Raw genomic sequence first — 17,824 nt, 5'->3', positions numbered from 1 at the left:
CCCGACTTTTGCGCTGATTCTATGGGCACCCACAAACGCAGCACAAGCGGAATTTTCAAATTGCGATATGGTTTTTTATAATGCGGAATATTGCCGCAACGCAAAACAAATCACTTTTGACATTGCAGTGCAGCATTTTCTGAGCGAACAAGACAGCTCACCAATCGGTTTCCCCAAGCGACCCGCAAGTTGATTGCCGTTACACTTGGTTTTGCGCAGTTGCACAGATGCCCACTCCTTTACCTCCGCAGAATTCCGGCGTTCGTCCGCCCATCATGCTTGCCCCCTCCCACGCTTCGCAGGACCCGGCCGCCAAGTCCGAGCCGCCAACGCCTGCTGCGCCTGCGCCCATTTCCGCAAACGCGTCTGAATTGCCATCAGACGAAATCGTGCGCCCGAACATGCCTCGCCGCCTGTGGCTGACGCGCCTGGCCCGGCTGTGGTCGACCAACTGGTTCATGTTCATCCCGCTGGTGGCGATCGTCCTGTTTGCCGGCGCGATGATTTTCATCCTGTATCAGTTGCACGCCACGGAGGTACAGCAGCAGCGCGACGCGCTCTACCGCGATGCCGCCTGGGCCGAGCAGAAGGTGCGCCTGTCACTGCAAAGCAATCAGGATCAAGTGGCCGCCCTGGCGCGCGATATCGGTGCCGCGCAGCTTGATCCGAGCGCCTACCGCGATGCGGCCCGCCAGCTCCTGCGCGAGAACCCAGAGCTGGTCTTCATCAATTGGCTGGACGCCACGCGCCGCCCGCGCTGGGCGTTCCCGTCCACCTCCGAGTTCACCGCGCGCGTGCGCGAAACGCGCGACCATCCGCTTGAGCCCGAAATCCAGTCCGCCTACGACGCCGCCCGTGAGACGCAGCGCGCCGTCTATTCGCGCCCCATCCAAAACGAGCGGGGCGAGAGCTTCATGCTCATGGAAGTGCCGATCGTGCGCGACAACGAATTCCTGGGCACGGTGGGCGCCATGTATTCGGTCACGGGCATCCTCACGCAACTGCTGCCGGGCGAGCTGACCGACCGCTACCGCTTCTCGCTGGTCGACAAGAACAACGTGATCCGCGCCAGCACGTCGTTGCGGCCGGTGCCCAAGGCGGCCGCATCGTACGAGGTGCTGCTCGACCCGCCGGGGCATTCGCTGTCGTTGCGGGCCGAGGCGTATCCCGCGCCGTCCAACCTGCCCAACAACATGCTGATGTGGCTGGTGGCAGGCCTGTCGTGTTTCGTGATCTGGAGCCTGTGGAGCGTGTGGCGCCACACCAGCCGCCGTTCGGAAGCACAGCGCGCGCTACTGGCGGAAACGTCATTCCGCCGCGCCATGGAGAACTCCATGGTGATCGGCATGCGCTCGCTCGACCTCAACGGCCGCATCACCTACGTGAACCCGGCGTTCTGCCGCATGATCGGTTGGACGGAGGCTGAGCTGGTCGGCCGCATGCCGCCGTTCCCATACTGGCCGCCCAACGAGATCGGCGAGATGCAGAAGCACATCGAGCTGACTCTGCGTGGCAAGGCCCCCGCCAACGGCATGGAGCTGCGCATGATGCGCCGCGACGGCACGAGCTTCTATGCGCGGATGTACGTCTCGCCGCTGATCGACGCACGCGGCCGGCACACGGGGTGGATGAGCTCCATCACGGACATCACCGAGCCCAAGCGCGCCCGCGAAGACCTGGCTGCCGCGCACGACCGCTTCACCACGGTGCTGGAGAGCCTGGACGCGGCCGTGTCCGTGCTCTCGACCGACAAGGCCGAGCTGCTGTTCGCCAACCGCTACTACCGCCAGCTTTTCGGCTGGGAAGCGTTCGGCCATCTGCAGCTCTCGGGCAACGACGTCAACACCGAAGACGTTTCCAGCGATGCACTGGACCTTGTGGACGCCTACGCGGGCCTGCCCGCCTCCGAACTGACGCCTCACGCTGCAGATGCGCGGGAAATCTACGTGCCGTCGATGCAGAAGTGGTTTGAAGTGCGGCGCCGCTACATCCAGTGGGTGGACGGCCACCTTGCGCAGATGCAGATCGCCACCGACATTACCGTGCGCAAGGCAGCAGAAGAGATGACGCGCCAGCACGAAGAACGCCTGCAGTTCACCAGCCGCCTGACGACGATGGGCGAGATGGCCTCGTCGCTGGCACACGAGCTGAACCAGCCGCTGGCTGCCATCAACAACTACTGCATGGGTGCGGTGGGCCGTCTTAAGTCCGGACGGAGCACGCCAGAAGAGTTGATTCCGGTGCTGGAAAAGACCTCCGCTCAGGCCGTGCGTGCCGGCACGATCATCCAGCGCATCCGCGGCTTCGTGAAACGCAGCCAGCCGCAGCGGCGCGAATCCGACCTGCGCGACATCGTCGCCGACGCCGTGGGCCTGGCCGAACTGGAGGCCACCCGGCGCGGCATCACCATCCTGACCCGCCTGCCGGGCGACCTGCCCCATCTGTACGTCGATCCGGTGCTGATCGAGCAGGTGCTTGTCAATCTGCTCAAGAACGCTGCAGAAGCCATGGCCGCCCACCCGCGCCTGCGCGCCGCCAGCGTCCTGCGACTGCACGCCAACCTGATCAACGACCCCGAAAACTCTGTGCTGATCGAGGTGATCGACCAGGGCCCGGGCGTAGACGACAGCACCAAGGAGCGGCTGTTCGAGCCGTTCTTCAGTACAAAATCCGACGGCATGGGCATGGGGCTGAATATCTGCCGCTCCATCATAGAATCCCACCTCGGCAGGCTCTGGGTAGAAAACAACGCCGATGGCATCGGCTGTACGTTTAAAATCATCCTGCCGCTGAATCCGCTGTAGATCGTTTTTAAAACATAGAACGTAGACCGAGGACTCCTCCATGAGCACAACGCCCGCCGCAGTTGCGCCGCGCAACGAAACCGTGTTCGTCGTCGATGACGATGAAGCCATGCGTGACTCGTTGACGTGGCTGCTCGAAGGCAACGGCTACACCGTCCGCACCTACCGCAGTGCCGAAGAATTCCTGGTCGACGACAAGCGTGGCGAAGGCGTCGGCTGTCTGATCCTCGACGTGCGCATGCAAGGCATGAGCGGCCCCGAGCTGCAAGATCGCCTGCTGGCCGAAAACAGCCGCATGCCGATCGTCTTCGTCACGGGCCACGGCGACGTGCCGATGGCGGTGTCGACCATGAAGAAAGGTGCGGTCGACTTCATCGAAAAACCGTTCGACGAATCCGAACTGCGCGAGCTGGTTGAACGCATGCTCAGCAAGGCCCGCAGCGAAGACTCGGTCGCCCGCGAGCAAAAAGCTGCCAAGGACCTTCTCGGCCGCCTGACCACACGCGAGCAGCAAGTGCTGGAGCGCATCGTCGCCGGCCGCCTGAACAAGCAGATCGCCGACGACCTGGGCATTTCCATCAAGACGGTGGAAGCGCACCGCGCCAACATCATGGAAAAGCTCAACGTGAACACCGTGGCAGACCTGCTGCGTCTGGCTTTGTCGCGCAACGCCTGATAGGCCGCAGGCACGACCAAGTGCTCATCAGGGCGGCTGGAAGGAAGGCGGCGATTTATAATCATGGTTTGCCCTCTCCCCTCCTCCGCCCAGCCATGACCGCCCAACTCATTGACGGCAACGCGCTTGCCAAACAACTCCGCGCCGAGGCCGCACAACGCGCCGCCGCCCTGACCGCGCGCGGCCACCAGCCCGGCCTCGCCGTGATCCTCGTCGGCGAAGACCCGGCCAGCCAGGTCTATGTGCGCAACAAGATCAAGGCGTGCGAAGACAACGGCTTCCTGTCAAGCTTCGACCGCTACCCCGCTGACCTGTCCGAAGCCGACCTGCTCGGCCGCATCGACGCGCTGAACCGCGACCCGCGCATCCACGGCATCCTGGTCCAACTGCCGCTGCCCAAGCACATCGACAGCCACAAGGTGCTCGAAGCCATCGCGCCCGAGAAGGACGTGGACGGTTTCCACGTGGCCAATGCCGGCGCCCTGATGACCGGCGCCCCGCTGTTCCGTCCGTGCACGCCGTACGGCTGCATGAAGATGCTGGAATCGATCAACTACCCGGTGCGCGGCGCCAATGCGGTGGTGGTCGGCGCCTCGAACATCGTCGGCAAGCCCATGGCGATGCTGCTGCTGCAAGCCGGTGCCACCATCACCATCTGCAACAGCAAGACGCGCGACTTGGCCGCGCACACACGTGAGGCCGACATCATCGTGGCCGCCGTGGGCCGCCGCAACATCATCACCGCCGACATGGTCAAGCCCGGCGCAGTCGTCATCGACGTGGGCATGAACCGCGACGATGCCGGCAAGCTGTGCGGCGACGTCGACTTTGCCGGTGTCAAGGAAGTCGCCGGCTACATCACGCCCGTGCCGGGTGGTGTCGGCCCGATGACGATCACGATGCTGCTGATCAACACCCTGGAAGCCGCCGAGCGCGCTGCCCAAGGAGCCGCCCTGGCGGCGTAAGCTTCACCCTGATCCAGTTGGAAACGGAAAAAGCGTCCCCACCTGTTGGATCGGACGCTTTTTTTGTCCCCCGAATTTCTCTACCGAGCCCGCCATGACCGACATTTCGCCCAAGGTTGCTACCCCGGCCAACAATCCGCTGCTCGATTTTTCTGGTCTGCCGCGCTTTGCGGACATCCGTCCCGAACACATCACGCCGGCCGTCGACGTACTGCTTGAGCGTGCCGCATCGGCGGTGGCGCAGGTCAAGGACCCCGCCACGCCTGTCAGCTGGAACACCGTCGTCACCGCATTGGAAGAGGCGACCGAGCCGTTGGGCCGCGCCTGGGGCATCGTCAGCCATCTGAGCGCCGTCGCCGACACGCCGGAACTGCGCGAAGCCCATGCCGCCAATCTGCCGCGTGTGACCGAGTTCTGGTCGGGCCTGGGTCAGGATCTGGAGCTGTTCGAGAAGTACAAGGCGATTGCCGACAGCGCCGAATACGCCACGCTGTCGCCCGCACGCAAGAAGCTGCTTGAGAACGAACTGCGCGGCTTCCGCCTTGGCGGCGCAGAACTGCCCGAAGACCAGAAGCCGCGCTTTGCGGCCATTCAGGAACAGCAGGCGCAACTGACCAAGGCTTTCAGCGACCACGTCCTGGATGCCACCAACGCCTACGCACTCATCATCAACGACGAAGCCCGCCTGGCCGGCTTGCCCGACGACGCCAAGCAGGCAGCACAGGAAGCGGCTCGCCGCGACAATCCGGGAGCGACCGGCTGGAAGTTCTCGCTGCACTTCCCGTCGTACTTTCCGGTGCTGCAATACGCAGACGATCGCGCATTGCGCCGCACGATGTACGAAGCCAACGTCACGCGTGCGTCCGAACTGGGCGCGCAGTACGGCGGCGGCAAGGCCGAGTGGGACAACACCGCCAACATGGCCGAACAGCTCACGCTGCGCACCGAAGAAGCGCACATGCTCGGCTATCGCAATTTCGGCGAGGTGTCGCTCGTGCCGAAGATGGCCGACTCGCCCGAAGACGTGCTGCGCTTTCTGGGTGAGCTGGCCGACCGCGCCCGTCCGTTCGCGGAGAAGGATTGGGAAGAGTTGCAGGCCTTCGCCAAGACCACGCTCGGCATCGACAAGCTCGAACCATGGGACATGGCCTATGCGTCGGAAAAGCTGCGCGAGGCACGTTACGCATTCTCCGAGCAGGAGGTGAAGCAGTACTTCCCGGAACCCGCCGTGCTGGATGGCCTGTTCAACGTCGTGCAGACGCTGTTCTCGGTGAAGATCCAGCCAGAGGCGGCTGAAGTATGGCACCCGGACGTACGCTTCTTCCGCGTCGAATCGGCACAGGGCGAGTTGCTGGCGCAGTTCTACATCGACCTGTACGCGCGCGAAGGCAAGCGTGGTGGCGCGTGGATGGACGACGCACGTGGCCGCAAGCTGCTGGGCGAAGCGGGCGTGCAAACCCCGGTGGCTTACCTCACCTGCAACTTCTCGGGCCCGGTTGGCAACAAGCCCGCGCTGTTCACCCACGACGAGGTCATCACCCTCTTCCACGAGTTCGGTCACGGCCTGCACCACATGCTCACGCAAGTGGATGAGCTGGGCGTGTCGGGCATCAACGGCGTGGAATGGGATGCAGTGGAGCTGCCGTCGCAGTTCATGGAGAACTTCTGCTGGGAATGGGAGGTGCTCTCGCGCATGACGCGCCACGTGAATTCCGGCGAACCTCTGCCACGCAAGCTGTACGACAGCATGCTGGCCGCGAAGAACTTCCAGAACGGCATGGCGACGCTGCGCCAGATCGTGTTCTCGACGTTCGACATGCACCTGCACACGGACTTCGATCCGAAGGGCGCGACGTCAGTGCTAGATCTGTCGCGTCAGATCAACAATCGCTTCCACGTGGTGCCGCAGGCAGAGCTGTCGCGCTGGCCGAACACGTTCAGCCACATCTTTGCGGGCGGCTATGCGGCGGGCTATTACAGCTACAAGTGGGCCGAGGTGCTGTCAGCAGATGCCTATGCGGCTTTTGAAGAGGCCAGCAAGCTGGGCGGCTCGGTGCTCGATGCGGAAACCGGCGCACGCTATCGCCGTGAAGTGCTGGCCGTTGGTGGCAGCCGCCCGGCCATCGAATCGTTTACGGCCTTCCGCGGTCGCGCACCCAGCATCGACGCACTGTTGCGCCATGGCGGCATGATGGCGGAAGCCGCGTAACGGTCTGTTATGCCAGCCATGAAAACGCCGCTTCGTGCTAACGCCGAAGCGGCGTTTTCATTCGAGCCCGCAGCGCTTGATGGCACAATATCGCACCCCTGAACGGCGCCAAACTGTGCGCCGTCGCCATTTGCAAGGACCGAGCCCTCATGCGTGTCGCAACCTGGAACGTTAACTCTTTGAAGGTCCGCCTACCGCACGTGCTGCAATGGCTGGCCGAGCGCGAAGCCGACGCAACGCCCATCGACCTGCTCTGCCTGCAGGAACTCAAGCTGCCCGACGATCGCTATCCGCTGGCCGAGCTGGACGCCGCCGGCTATTCATCGTTGTTCACAGGTCAGAAGACGTACAACGGTGTCGCCATCCTCGCGCGCAAGGCGTCGGTGCCTGAAGGCCGCGATGTGGTGAAGAACATCCCCGGTTTTGCCGACGATCAGCAGCGCATCGTGGCCGCCACGTATGACGTGGACGGTGGGCCGGTCCGCGTGATTTCTGCCTACATTCCGAACGGGCAGGCGCTCGACTCCGACAAGTTCGTCTACAAGCTGCGCTGGCTGGAAGCACTGCAGGCGTGGCTGACGAGCGAGATGGCGGCAAACCCACGGCTGATGTTGCTGGGAGATTTCAACATCGCCCCCGAAGACCGCGATGTGCACGACCCGAAAAAGTGGGAGGGCCAGAACCTGGTGTCGCCGGAAGAACGCGCGGCGTTTCGTGCGATGCAAGGCGCCGGGCTGGTCGATGCCTTCCGCATGTTCGAGCAGGAAGACAAGCTGTTCTCATGGTGGGATTACCGCATGTTCGGCTTCAAGCGCAATGCCGGCCTGCGGATCGACCACATCATGCTGTCCCCTGAGCTCGCCAAGCTGTGCGAGTCGTGCCATATCGACCGCGTGCCGCGCACGTGGGAGCAGCCCTCAGACCACACCCCCGTCGTCGCCGCCTTGCGCCGCGCATAAGGAGCGCCCCGCATGGCTTCTGCTTTCAAGCACCGCAATCTTCCGCATCTCCTGCTGCGCGCCCGTGAGACCTTCATGGCGCGCTTTCGGCCGATCCTGCGCGAGCACGGCATCACCGAGCAGCAATGGCGCGTGCTGCGTACGCTCAACGATACCGGCGACATGGAGCCCAACCAGCTCGCCGATGCATGTCTGATCCTGAGTCCGAGCCTGACGCGTATGTTGGCCGCAATGGAACAGTCCGAGATGATCGTGCGGACAAAGTCGTCGGTAGACCAGCGCCGGCAGGTGATTTCGCTCACGCCCAAGAGCCGCCAGTTCCTGGCCGATGTGGAGCCGCAAGTGGATGCGGAATACGCACGCATCGAAGCGCAGTTGGGCCGCGCACGGCTGGACGCGCTCTACGCCGCCATCGACGAATCGATCCACGTCATGGAAACGCACACGCCGATGGGGCGTTTCACTGGCGACGAGTAACGCCCATCAATACACGCTGCCGCCCGCCTGCGGCTTGGCAGCGTCCTCCCCCCTGAATGCCTGGGCCAACTGTTCGGCGCTACGCGCCAGCAGCGTGACATCCGTCCCCACCGCCACGAAGGTCGCACCGAGCGACAGGTAGTGCTTCGCCTGCGCCTGGTCGGTCGACAGAATGCCCGCCGCCTTACCGGACGCGACGATGCGTTGAATCGCGCCGTCGATCGCGTTGCGGACTTCCGGATGCCCCGGCGCGCCGAGGTGCCCCATGGATGCCGCGAGATCACCAGGGCCAATGAAGACGCCGTCGACGCCTTGCACGGCAAGAATTGCGTCGAGATGCTCCAGGCTCTCAGCAGTTTCGACCTGAATCAGCGTGCACATCTGCGCGTCGGCCTGGTGCAGGTAATCATCCACCCGGTTCCAGCGTGAAGCACGGGCCAGCGCACTGCCAACGCCGCGAATACCGTTCGGGGGATAGCGCATCGCTTCGACGGCGGCACGCGCCTCGTCGGCGTTCTGGACCATCGGCACGAGCAGGGTCTGCGCGCCGATATCGAGCAGGCGCTTGATCTCGACCGGATCGTTCCACGCGGGCCGCACAATGGGATGCGATGCATACGGCGCAACCGCCTGCAATTGCGCGAGTGTCGATTGCAGCTGATTGGGCGCATGCTCGTTGTCGATCAGCAGCCAGTCGAAGCCGGCACCGGCCACGATCTCTGCCGGGTACGGATGCGTCATTGCGAGCCACAGGCCAATCTGTGGCCGGCGTTCTGCCAACGCACGCTTGAAGTTGTTCACCGGGAGCTGCATCGCGAAGACATCCTTTGAGCGTTAGACGGTTGACGGTCAGACAAAATGGCAGGCGATGCTGCCAAGTGGACCGTAATCGCAATGAAATGTATCACCCGGCCGCGCCGGCACTGGCCGCGTGAACGATCCGCCAAGGATCACCTGGCCCGGTTCCAGCGCCCCGCCGTGCGGCGCCAGCTTGTTGGCCAGCCACACGACACCGTTGGCCGGGTGGTTCAGTACGCCGGCCGCCACGCCCGTCTCTTCGATGACGGCATTGCGTGAAAAGATCGCACTGACCCAGCGCAGGTCCACATCGCGTATACGGATGGGTCGGCCGCCCATCACGACGCCGGCATTGGCGGCGTTGTCGGCGATTGTGTCGAACACCTTGCGCGGACGCCCGCTGTCCGGATCGATCGATTGGGAACGCGCGTCGATAATCTCCAGCGCCGGTATCACGTGGTCCACCGCGTCGTACACATCGAACAGCGTCACCTCCGGCCCTTCCAGCCGCTTGCCGAGCACGAAGGCAAGCTCCACCTCCACGCGCGGCACGATGAAGCGGCTGGCGGGGATCTCACTGCCCTCGGCAAAGAACATGTCGTCAAGCAGCGCGCCGTAGTCCGGCTCGTCGATCTGTGAAGACTGCTGCATGGCGCGCGACGTCAATCCGATCTTGTGGCCCTTCAGGCGCCGCCCCTCTGCAAGCTTCATCGCGACCCATTCGCGCTGAATGGCGTAGGCGTCGTCGATGGTGATGTCGGGGTGGTCAAGCGAAACCTGGCGGATCTGCCTGCGGTCGATCTCGGCCTGGTGCAAGCGGCGCGCGATGGCCTGGATGGTCGTGGTGTCGAGCATGCGTCAACCCTTGCGAAAACGCGCGTGGATGTTGTTGTGCTTGTAGCTGCCGCCCTCGTCGAACTCGGTCAGCTCCATCGACAGCGCCAGATAGCGGCGCGCGAAGGCTTCCGAAAAATGCGCCTTGATTGCCTCGAACAGCGCATCGCACGCGGCTTTCTTGACCTCGGGCGTACGGCCCGCTGCGATCTTGAGCGTGACGTGGACGAAGGCGTCGTCCTCCTTGCCGTCGGCCACGCGGTAGTCGGTCAGCTTGATGGCGCGCGAACGGATACCCCCGGTCGGAAACACGCCGTTCTGCGCCATCAGCGTCTCGTTTACCGTCTGCAGCAATTGCGGGATACGGGCGTCGTCGCCCAGGTTGTTGGTGTATTCGACGATCACATGCGGCATGGCGACCTCCTCAAACTCCAGTTTGACCACGCGTGGGCAACGGAAAGATCGCGTTGATCTGCCCCGTGCCAGAACTGGCGAAATACTCGGTGACGACTTCGACGCCCCGGTCATAGGCATCCCAGCCAAGCAGGCCGAGCAGCATGGCCGTGTCGTGCATGCCGCCCTCGCCTTCGCACAGCGATGCGTATTCGGGCAGCATCGCGCAGAAGGTCTTCCAGTCGCCCTGCTTCCAAAGCTCGACCACACGCAGATCAACCTGCTTGAAGAATTCGCGGCTGATCTGGTGGATGGATTCTTCGGGGCTGCCGTTGTCGTTGAAACGGTGCGAGAGCGATCCGCTGGCGAGGAACGCGACGGTGCTGTCGCTCGCCTCGATGGCTTCGAGCAGCGCGGCGCCGAAGTGGCGGCTTTCATCCAGTTTGTGCCACGCGCACCAACCGGCAATCGACACGACCTTGAAGTGCTGGTCACTGTTCATGTACCGCATCGGCACGAGCGTGCCGTATTCGAGTTCGAGGCTGTTGATTTCGTGGGCACGCGTGAACACGCCGCGCGCCGTTGCCGTCTCTGCAATCAATTGGCCCAGCGCCGGGTTGCCCGGATACGCATACCGCATGTCCTTGATGAAATGCGGCAGCTCGTTGCTCGTGTAAACGCCTTCGAAGCGCGCGTTGCAGTTGACGTGATAGCCGGCGTTGACTAGCCAGTGCACGTCGGACACGACGATGGTGTCCACCCCCAAGTCGCGGCAGCGCTGCCCGATGATGCGGTGGCCCTCGATGGCCGCCGCGCGGCAGCCATGGTGCTTGCCCGGCAGTTCCGACAGGTACATCGACGGCACGTGGGTGATCTTCGCGGCCAAGGCCAACTTGCCCATGGTGTCTCCTTCCGCCCTTGTTGTGGTGTCTCCGGCGGTGCGTCAAACGCCCCAGCGCGGAATGTGGTGGCTACCCATCGAGATACAGACGTTCTTGATCTCGGCAAACACCTCCAGACTGTACTCGCCGCCCTCGCGCCCGGTGCCGGATGCTTTGACGCCGCCAAAAGGCTGACGCAGATCGCGCACGTTCTGGCTGTTGACGAATACCATGCCGGCCTCGATACCGCGCGCCACACGGTGCACCTTGCCGACATCCTGCGTCCAGATGTACGAAGCCAAGCCATATTCCACGTCATTGGCGAGCTTCAGGCCATCGGCTTCATCCTGGAAGGGGATCAGGCAGGCCACAGGGCCAAAGATTTCCTCCTGGGCGACTCGCATGCGGTTATCGACGTTAGCCAGCACCGTGGGCGCGACGAAGTTGCCGTTCTTCAGGTGGTCGGGCAGGTCTGCGGGCTTCTCTGCACCGCCGGCCAGAATCTTCGCGCCTTCCTGTTCGCCCAGGCGGATGTAGCTCGTCACCTTCTCCCAATGGGCGCGCGTGATCATCGAGCCGACATGGGTCTTTTCATCCGCCGGGTCGCCCACCACAAGCCGCTTGGCACGCTCGGCAAACTTGCGTACGAAATCGTCGTAGATGCTCTCTTGCACGAAGATGCGCGAGCCGGCTGTGCAGCGCTCGCCGTTGATCGAGAAGATGGTGAACAGCGACGCATCCAGCGCGCGTTCCAGGTCCGCATCGTCGAAGACGAGCACGGGCGATTTGCCGCCCAGCTCCATCGAGAATTTCTTCAGGCCAGCGCGCTCCATGATGCGCTTGCCGGTGGTCGTGCCGCCGGTGAACGACACCACCCGCACATCCGGATGGCGCACCAGAGCGTCGCCGGCCGTGGCGCCATAGCCTTGCACCACGTTCAGCACGCCCGGCGGAATACCAGCTTCCAGCGCCAGGCGGCCGAGTTGATCCGCTGTCAGCGGCGACAGCTCCGACATCTTCAGCACCGCCGTATTGCCAAGCGCCAGGCACGGCGCGACCTTCCAGGTGGCCGTCATGAACGGCACGTTCCACGGCGAGATCAACGCGCAAACGCCCACCGGCTGATACAGCGTGTAGTTCAGCATCTGGTCATCGACCGGATATGTGCGGCCGTTGACCTGCGTGCACACCTCGGCGAAGAAATGGAAGTTCTCGGAAGCGCGCGGAATGAGCTGCTTGCTCGTCTGCGCGATCGGCAGACCGGTGTCCATCGTTTCCAGCGCAGCCAGGTGCGGCACGTTCTGCTCGATCAGCTCGCCCAAACGGCGCATCAGCTTGGCGCGCTGCTTGGCCGGCGTGTTGGCCCAGGCCGGGAATGCAGCCTTGGCCGCCGCCACAGCCGCGTTGATCTCCGCCTCACCACCCGATGCGACCTCGGCAATGGCTTCGCCCGTGGCCGGATTGGTCGTGACGAAACGCTCGACGCTGTCGACCTCGCGGCCGTTGATCCAATGCTTGACAGGGTCCATGTTGACGCGGCTCATGCGGGCTCCTTGTTCGGTTCTTCGGCAACGATGGTGCTCACCAGCCGGCCGATGCCTTCAATTTCGGTGATGACTTCGTCGCCGGGTTGCGTATCGGCCAAACCCTCGGGCGTGCCGGTCAGGATCATGTCGCCGGGGCTGAGCGTCATGAAGCTGGAGAACCACGCTATCAGCGCCGGAACGTCGAAGATCATGTCGCGCGTGTTGCCCTCTTGCGTGACACGGCCGTTGACGGTAGTGCGCAGCGCGAGTTGCATCGGATCGGGCACATCGTCGCGGTCGACGAGCCATGGCCCGATAGGCGTGCAGGTATCGCGGCTTTTCACACGCAGGTTCGGGCGGTAGTAGTTCTCGAGGTAATCGCGGATGGCGTAATCGTTGGCCACCGTATATCCAGCCACGTATTCATAGGCGTGCTCGCGCGGCACATTGCGCGCGGTCTTGCCGATCACCGCGACCAGCTCGCATTCGTAATGCATGAACGCGACGCCAAGCGGGCGCACGGTGTGGGCGCGATGGCCAATCAGCGTATTTGGCCCTTTCAGGAACGCGAGCGGCTCCTCGGGCGCTTTGAAGGCCAATTCCTTGGCATGGTCGGCGTAGTTCAGGCCCAGCGCGAAGACCGTGCGTGGCTGGAGCGGCGGTAACCAGACGACTTCGGTTTCGTGCAAGACGCGGCCGTCAGCCAGTCTGAGGCGGGTGTCGTCGCCGGGCATGGCCGTGGCGTGGCGGATCGCGCCGTCATAGGCAACACGCGCGTGTTTCATCGCGAAACCTCCGATTGGCGGATCAACGTGGTCGTCAGTGTGCCAATGCGGGCGATGTCGATATCGATGCGATCACCTGCGCGCGCCAGCGGCGGATCCTCTGGCATGCCAACGAGCAGCACATCGCCCGCTTCAAGCGTCATGAATGCCGTCACGTCGGCAAGCAGTTGTGCGACGGGCCGCACCAGCCTCGATGTATTTGCGCGCTGTTTGATCTCACCGTTAATGCGCACGGTGATATCGAGCGCATCAGCATCAGGCACATCATCGCGATCGACTGTCCATGGCCCCATCGGACAAAAGCCATCGCGGCACTTGTGGCGGATCGCCGGGCGGTAGTAGCTCGCATGCGGCACGGTCAGGTCATTGACGATCGTGTAGCCGGCGATGAAATCCGCGGCGCGCAACGCCGGCACACGCGTGGCTGTACGACTGATCACCACGCCCAGGCAGGCACCGGCCCAAACGCCGTCGATGTCTGCCGGAAGCACGACATCGTGGTCATGACCAATGCGCGTGTTTGCCGGTTTGAGATAGAGGATGGGCGCCTTAGGCGGCCCTTGGTAAGGCGGCGCAGATAGCGCGTCGCCAAGCGCATCCAGTTCGTCGCGGTAGTTCAGTAACGCGCCGACGACGGTACCTTCGACCGGCGGCAGCCAACGAAACGAACTGGCACACTCCGCGGCGGATGCAAACACCGTCTCCACGACTTGACCTTCCGGCAATACCACTCTGCCTCGCAGCATGGCGTCTCCCGCCCCTCATATAATTAACATGTTAATCATCTGATCGGATTGCAGCCATGTCAAGTCGGGAAACTGCGGCGCAATGAAAAAGCCGGCCACGCGGACCGGCTTTTCAGTCGGCGGACGATGTGTCCGCCATGCAGAGCATCGGGCACGCCGATGTCTACGCAGGCAATCGATCAGACTCAGATCACCGCAATATGCGCGCGCTTGACCACGATCGGTTGCGGCAAGTCATCTAATCCATGAGATCGCTGCACGCAGTCTGCAATAAGCACACGGGCGGCATCCTGGATCCGCTCTTGGCCAGCCTCGAAGGCTGCCTGAAGCGACAACACCTGATCACCTTCCAGCCCTTCCCAAAGCGCCTCGCGCGTTGCCACGCAAGTCACCTTTTCACCGTCGACCAGTGCGTCGAACAGCAGGCCTTCGTTGTTGATGTCGTACGCCTCTTTCTTTTCGAACTTGATTTCCATCGTCAAAGCCCTCCGATTGCAATGGACAACAACGCACACGCTGTTGCGTGGAAACTTTGCGGGGGGGCCGGCAAGGTTTCGTCAGACATTGTGTCTGGCTGCACAGATCATTTTAACCACAGCTTGCGATGCACGTGCGAGCGTCATTTGCAGCATCGCTGCCGTTGAATGGTGGCTTGGGGCCGCCACCCCAGGCGGCATCAGGCTTCGCGCGCCCTTCGTCGCAGCTATGCTTTTTTGTCAGGGTTGAGCACTTGCTCGTTTGAGCAAAGCGAAAGGCACATGCAAGGCGCGTGCCGGACGTGAAGCCAAACTGTGCCTGCTCATGCAACCACATGGTTTGCGACACGTTGATGTCAGCGCCGGATGCGCTGGAACCGTCGCCAAAAAAGAGCGGCGGTTGAACGCAATACATCGGCGTTGTAATAGTTGCGCGCCGACTGAGGGAAAACCACCTCAGCCGGCGATCTGAACGACAGTGTTGGCCGCGTGGCAGCCATGTCGTCAGGGAATGGACGCGCGTTATCGATCAGTGGACCGTTTCGGAAACTGGCGCAGCGCCATGTCCCGATGTGTGCAACAGCGAACGACGGCGCGCATAGCCGAAGTACACCAGCAAGCCGATCGCTACCCACACCACGAAGGCGATCCAGGTCACGGCCTGCAGATGGCTCATCAGGAACAGACACATGCCGATGGCCAGCAGCGGCACCACCGGCACGCCGGGGCAGCGGAAGCCGCGATGCAGGTCCGGGCGCGTACGACGCAGCACCAGCACGGCAATGGCAATCAGCGAGAACGCCGCCAGCGTGCCAATGTTGATCAGCTCCGCCAATACATTCAGCGGGACGAATGCAGCGATCACCGCGAAGACGATGCCGACCACCCAGGTATTCAGAAACGGCGTCGCATAGCGCGGATGAATGTGCGACAGACGCTTGGGCAGCAGCCCGTCGCGCGACATGGCGAAGATGATGCGTGTCTGGCCATACGCCATCACCAGGATCACGGTCGTCATGCCGATGATGGCACCGAGATCGACAAAACCCGCCACCCAGCTTTCACCGGCCATCTGCAATGCCAGCGACACGGGGTGATCCACGCCCGCAAACTTCGCGAACGGCACGATGCCCGTCATGATGGCGGCCACGAGCACGTAAAGAATCGTGCACACCGCCAGCGAACCGATGATGCCGATCGGCAAGTCGCGTTTGGGGTTGCGCACCTCTTCGGCGGCCGAGGTGACCGCATCGAAACCGATGAAAGCAAAGAACACGATGGCCGCCGCGCCGAACACGCCCTCCATGCCGAACGGCATGAACGGTTGCCAGTTGGCGGGCTGCACGTGGCGTACGCCCACGACGATGAACAGCAGCACCACCGTCACCTTGATGGCGACCATGATGTTGTTGGCGCGCGCCGACTCGCGAATGCCGAACGACAGCAGCGTCGTGATCAGCAGCATGATCACCAGCGCCGGCAGGTTGAACAGCGTCTGCACACCCGGAATTGCGCCCGGCGCAGCGGTGAGCGCCACGGGCAGGTGAAGGCCGAAGCCTGACAGCAGCGATTGGAAATAGCCGGACCACCCCACCGAAACAGCGGATGTGGCCAAACCATATTCAAGCATCAGATCCCAGCCGATGATCCAGGCGACCAGTTCGCCCATCGTGGCGTAGGCGTACGTATAGATGGAGCCCGACACGGGGATGGTCGAGGCGAACTCGGCGTAACACAGCGCGGCAAACCCGCAGGCGAGCGCGGCGAATATGAAGGACAACGTTAGCGCCGGCCCAGCTGTGAGCGCGCCGGTGCCGGTCAAAACGAAGATGCCGGTACCGATGATGGCGCCAACACCCAGAAAGGTCAGGTCGAGGGGTCCGAGGACTTTCTTCAGGCCCGTATTGCTGTGGCCCGTGCGGATCATGTGATCCACGTTTTTGGTACGAAACAAACTCATTGACTGCGTCTCCTGTCTGCGCGCTGCCGAATGTGACGGCATGCACTGTCGCGCACGTGTGGTGCGCGGCGGCGGATTATGCAAAAAAGCGGGCATTCTACCCGCAGGCGACATTCCGCCCTTCTATCGCCGTAGTGCAGACAGGAAAATAGGACAATTCGTACCCAATTGCCGGGTCGATGGGCTCAATCTCACCCGGCGGCCGGGTCTTCCGCAAACAGCGGTTGCTGGCGCGCATGCGCATCCGATTCATACAGCCGCACACCCACGCCAAGCAATCGCACTGGGATGCCGCGGCGCTCAAACCCCTGCGCCAGCAGCTTGGAGAACACCGGCAAGGACACCTGCGGCGAGATGCACTCCACCGTCGTGCCACGAAAATCGGCAAAACGCAGCTTGACGTAGGTTTTGTGGATCATGTTGCCTGCGCGGGCGCGCTCGACGCGGGCGGCCAACTGCTCGACGAGGATGATCAACTCGCGCTGGCAGTCATCGAGCGTGCGCAGATCGGTGGCGTAGGTCTCTTCCACACTGACCGACTTGCGGATCTGCGAAGGTTGCACCTGCCGATGATCAATACCGCGACAAAGGTCGTGAAGCCGAAAACCGAACACGCCGAAATGCTGCTGCAAGCGGTCGGTGCCCCAGCCGCGTAAATCACCACAGGTTTCCGCACCCAGGCGGCGCAGCTTGGCAGCGGTCACCTTCCCCACGCCGAACAGGCGATCGACCGGCAGCTCCGCCACAAACGCGTCGATCTGCTCCGGCCGCACGACGAACAGGCCGTCAGGCTTGTTCCAGTCGCTGGCGATCTTGGCGATGAACTTATTGGGCGCAACGCCGGCCGACACGGTAATACCGACCTCTTCGCGCACCCGGCGGCGGATGTCTTCAGCGATGCGGGTGCCACTGCCCGCCAGCATAGGGCTGTCGGTCACGTCCAGGTAAGCCTCGTCCAGCGAAAGCGGCTCCACCAGCGGCGTATAGCTGTGATAAATGGCGAAGATCTGGCGCGCAACCTGGCGGTACTTTTCCATGGATGGCGGCACGATCAGCAAGTCCGGGCAACGCTTGACGGCCTGCGCCATGGGCATGGCCGAATGGATGCCGAACTTGCGCGCCTCGTAGTTGCAGGTTGCGACTACACCGCGCCGCTCCGGCCGCCCACCGACGGCCAGCGGCTTGCCCACCAGGCGCGGGTCGTCGCGCATTTCGATGGCAGCGTAAAAACAATCGCAGTCGCAGTGGATGATCTTTCGCACGGCACAAGGCCAGAACCGGCCGCTGGAAGCCGCGTCGGTGTCGGGCTTGCTCGTTCAGGAGGAACGCAAGCGT

At 63.0% G+C, this 17,824-nt stretch carries 16 protein-coding genes; 6 read left to right on the top strand and 10 right to left on the bottom strand.

Annotation, left to right across the window (positions count from 1 at the left end; translation table 11 throughout):
• Positions 1 to 275: 275 nt before the first annotated feature.
• The 6 genes from ACTJK6_RS01075 (at position 276) to hpaR (ending at position 8,090) form a co-directional block, all read left to right on the top strand.
• Positions 276 to 2,804, top strand: a complete 2,529-nt coding sequence (locus ACTJK6_RS01075; RefSeq protein ID WP_232042948.1) for a PAS domain S-box protein — start codon at positions 276 to 278, stop codon at positions 2,802 to 2,804.
• Between the two features lie 40 nt (positions 2,805 to 2,844).
• Positions 2,845 to 3,480 (top strand): response regulator transcription factor, encoded by a 636-nt coding sequence (locus tag ACTJK6_RS01070; protein ID WP_024975528.1) that lies wholly within the window; start codon positions 2,845 to 2,847, stop codon positions 3,478 to 3,480.
• A gap of 95 nt (positions 3,481 to 3,575) precedes the next feature.
• A complete protein-coding gene (folD, locus tag ACTJK6_RS01065; RefSeq protein ID WP_260802373.1) occupies positions 3,576 to 4,445 on the top strand; it encodes a bifunctional methylenetetrahydrofolate dehydrogenase/methenyltetrahydrofolate cyclohydrolase FolD in 870 nt (289 codons plus the stop codon).
• A gap of 94 nt (positions 4,446 to 4,539) precedes the next feature.
• Complete coding sequence (locus ACTJK6_RS01060; protein ID WP_440818383.1) at positions 4,540 to 6,654, top strand: M3 family metallopeptidase; 2,115 nt, start codon at positions 4,540 to 4,542, stop codon at positions 6,652 to 6,654.
• Between the two features lie 149 nt (positions 6,655 to 6,803).
• Positions 6,804 to 7,613, top strand: a complete 810-nt coding sequence (xth, locus tag ACTJK6_RS01055) for an exodeoxyribonuclease III (protein WP_260802371.1) — start codon at positions 6,804 to 6,806, stop codon at positions 7,611 to 7,613.
• Between the two features lie 12 nt (positions 7,614 to 7,625).
• Positions 7,626 to 8,090 carry a homoprotocatechuate degradation operon regulator HpaR gene (hpaR, locus tag ACTJK6_RS01050; RefSeq protein WP_147214547.1) on the top strand — a complete coding sequence of 155 codons (465 nt, stop codon included), beginning with the start codon at positions 7,626 to 7,628 and terminating at the stop codon, positions 8,088 to 8,090.
• 6 nt (positions 8,091 to 8,096) lie between these two features.
• Here hpaR and hpaI read toward each other — a convergent pair whose 3' ends face one another.
• From hpaI to dinB, 10 genes are all read right to left on the bottom strand, one after another.
• Complete coding sequence (gene hpaI / locus ACTJK6_RS01045; protein WP_440818382.1) at positions 8,097 to 8,903, bottom strand: 4-hydroxy-2-oxoheptanedioate aldolase; 807 nt, start codon at positions 8,901 to 8,903, stop codon at positions 8,097 to 8,099.
• A gap of 36 nt (positions 8,904 to 8,939) precedes the next feature.
• Positions 8,940 to 9,743, bottom strand: a complete 804-nt coding sequence (gene hpaH, locus ACTJK6_RS01040) for a 2-oxo-hept-4-ene-1,7-dioate hydratase (protein ID WP_440838160.1) — start codon at positions 9,741 to 9,743, stop codon at positions 8,940 to 8,942.
• Positions 9,744 to 9,746: 3 nt separating this feature from the next.
• Positions 9,747 to 10,136: a 5-carboxymethyl-2-hydroxymuconate Delta-isomerase gene (locus ACTJK6_RS01035; RefSeq protein WP_316871178.1), complete on the bottom strand. Its 390-nt coding sequence runs from the start codon at positions 10,134 to 10,136 to the stop codon at positions 9,747 to 9,749.
• A 10-nt stretch (positions 10,137 to 10,146) separates the two neighbouring features.
• Positions 10,147 to 11,016: a 3,4-dihydroxyphenylacetate 2,3-dioxygenase gene (gene hpaD, locus ACTJK6_RS01030; protein WP_316871177.1), complete on the bottom strand. Its 870-nt coding sequence runs from the start codon at positions 11,014 to 11,016 to the stop codon at positions 10,147 to 10,149.
• A 42-nt stretch (positions 11,017 to 11,058) separates the two neighbouring features.
• Entirely contained in the window at positions 11,059 to 12,540 is a 1,482-nt protein-coding gene (gene hpaE, locus ACTJK6_RS01025; RefSeq protein ID WP_260802366.1) for a 5-carboxymethyl-2-hydroxymuconate semialdehyde dehydrogenase, read from the bottom strand.
• Positions 12,537 to 13,307, bottom strand: coding sequence for a fumarylacetoacetate hydrolase family protein (locus tag ACTJK6_RS01020; RefSeq protein ID WP_260802365.1), 771 nt, complete (start codon positions 13,305 to 13,307; stop codon positions 12,537 to 12,539). The genes hpaE and ACTJK6_RS01020 overlap by 4 nt, the downstream gene beginning before the upstream one ends.
• On the bottom strand, positions 13,304 to 14,053 hold the full coding sequence (locus tag ACTJK6_RS01015) for a fumarylacetoacetate hydrolase family protein (protein ID WP_322016793.1): 750 nt from the start codon (positions 14,051 to 14,053) through the stop codon (positions 13,304 to 13,306). The genes ACTJK6_RS01020 and ACTJK6_RS01015 overlap by 4 nt, the downstream gene beginning before the upstream one ends.
• Positions 14,054 to 14,238: 185 nt before the next feature.
• Complete coding sequence (locus tag ACTJK6_RS01010; protein ID WP_024975517.1) at positions 14,239 to 14,529, bottom strand: DUF1488 family protein; 291 nt, start codon at positions 14,527 to 14,529, stop codon at positions 14,239 to 14,241.
• Between the two features lie 529 nt (positions 14,530 to 15,058).
• Complete coding sequence (locus ACTJK6_RS01005) at positions 15,059 to 16,489, bottom strand: amino acid permease (RefSeq protein ID WP_322016794.1); 1,431 nt, start codon at positions 16,487 to 16,489, stop codon at positions 15,059 to 15,061.
• Between the two features lie 191 nt (positions 16,490 to 16,680).
• On the bottom strand, positions 16,681 to 17,751 hold the full coding sequence (dinB, locus tag ACTJK6_RS01000) for a DNA polymerase IV (RefSeq protein WP_414560719.1): 1,071 nt from the start codon (positions 17,749 to 17,751) through the stop codon (positions 16,681 to 16,683).
• Positions 17,752 to 17,824 lie beyond the last annotated feature (73 nt).

The organism is Ralstonia sp. 22086 (assembly GCF_052045975.1).
GTDB classification, from domain to species: domain Bacteria; phylum Pseudomonadota; class Gammaproteobacteria; order Burkholderiales; family Burkholderiaceae; genus Ralstonia; species Ralstonia wenshanensis.
This window is presented reverse-complemented; position numbering and strand designations above follow the sequence as displayed.

Excerpts from the sequence above, each read along its gene's own strand:
- ACTJK6_RS01075 (WP_232042948.1), top strand. The coding sequence starts at position 276 with ATGCTTGCCCCCTCCCACGCTTCGCAGGACCCGGCCGCCAAGTCCGAG.
- ACTJK6_RS01070 (WP_024975528.1), top strand. The coding sequence starts at position 2,845 with ATGAGCACAACGCCCGCCGCAGTTGCGCCGCGCAACGAAACCGTGTTC.
- folD (WP_260802373.1), top strand. The coding sequence starts at position 3,576 with ATGACCGCCCAACTCATTGACGGCAACGCGCTTGCCAAACAACTCCGC.
- ACTJK6_RS01060 (WP_440818383.1), top strand. The coding sequence starts at position 4,540 with ATGACCGACATTTCGCCCAAGGTTGCTACCCCGGCCAACAATCCGCTG.
- xth (WP_260802371.1), top strand. The coding sequence starts at position 6,804 with ATGCGTGTCGCAACCTGGAACGTTAACTCTTTGAAGGTCCGCCTACCG.
- hpaR (WP_147214547.1), top strand. The coding sequence starts at position 7,626 with ATGGCTTCTGCTTTCAAGCACCGCAATCTTCCGCATCTCCTGCTGCGC.
- hpaI (WP_440818382.1), bottom strand. The coding sequence starts at position 8,903 with ATGCAGCTCCCGGTGAACAACTTCAAGCGTGCGTTGGCAGAACGCCGG.
- hpaH (WP_440838160.1), bottom strand. The coding sequence starts at position 9,743 with ATGCTCGACACCACGACCATCCAGGCCATCGCGCGCCGCTTGCACCAG.
- ACTJK6_RS01035 (WP_316871178.1), bottom strand. The coding sequence starts at position 10,136 with ATGCCGCATGTGATCGTCGAATACACCAACAACCTGGGCGACGACGCC.
- hpaD (WP_316871177.1), bottom strand. The coding sequence starts at position 11,016 with ATGGGCAAGTTGGCCTTGGCCGCGAAGATCACCCACGTGCCGTCGATG.
- hpaE (WP_260802366.1), bottom strand. The coding sequence starts at position 12,540 with ATGAGCCGCGTCAACATGGACCCTGTCAAGCATTGGATCAACGGCCGC.
- ACTJK6_RS01020 (WP_260802365.1), bottom strand. The coding sequence starts at position 13,307 with ATGAAACACGCGCGTGTTGCCTATGACGGCGCGATCCGCCACGCCACG.
- ACTJK6_RS01015 (WP_322016793.1), bottom strand. The coding sequence starts at position 14,053 with ATGCTGCGAGGCAGAGTGGTATTGCCGGAAGGTCAAGTCGTGGAGACG.
- ACTJK6_RS01010 (WP_024975517.1), bottom strand. The coding sequence starts at position 14,529 with ATGGAAATCAAGTTCGAAAAGAAAGAGGCGTACGACATCAACAACGAA.
- ACTJK6_RS01005 (WP_322016794.1), bottom strand. The coding sequence starts at position 16,489 with ATGAGTTTGTTTCGTACCAAAAACGTGGATCACATGATCCGCACGGGC.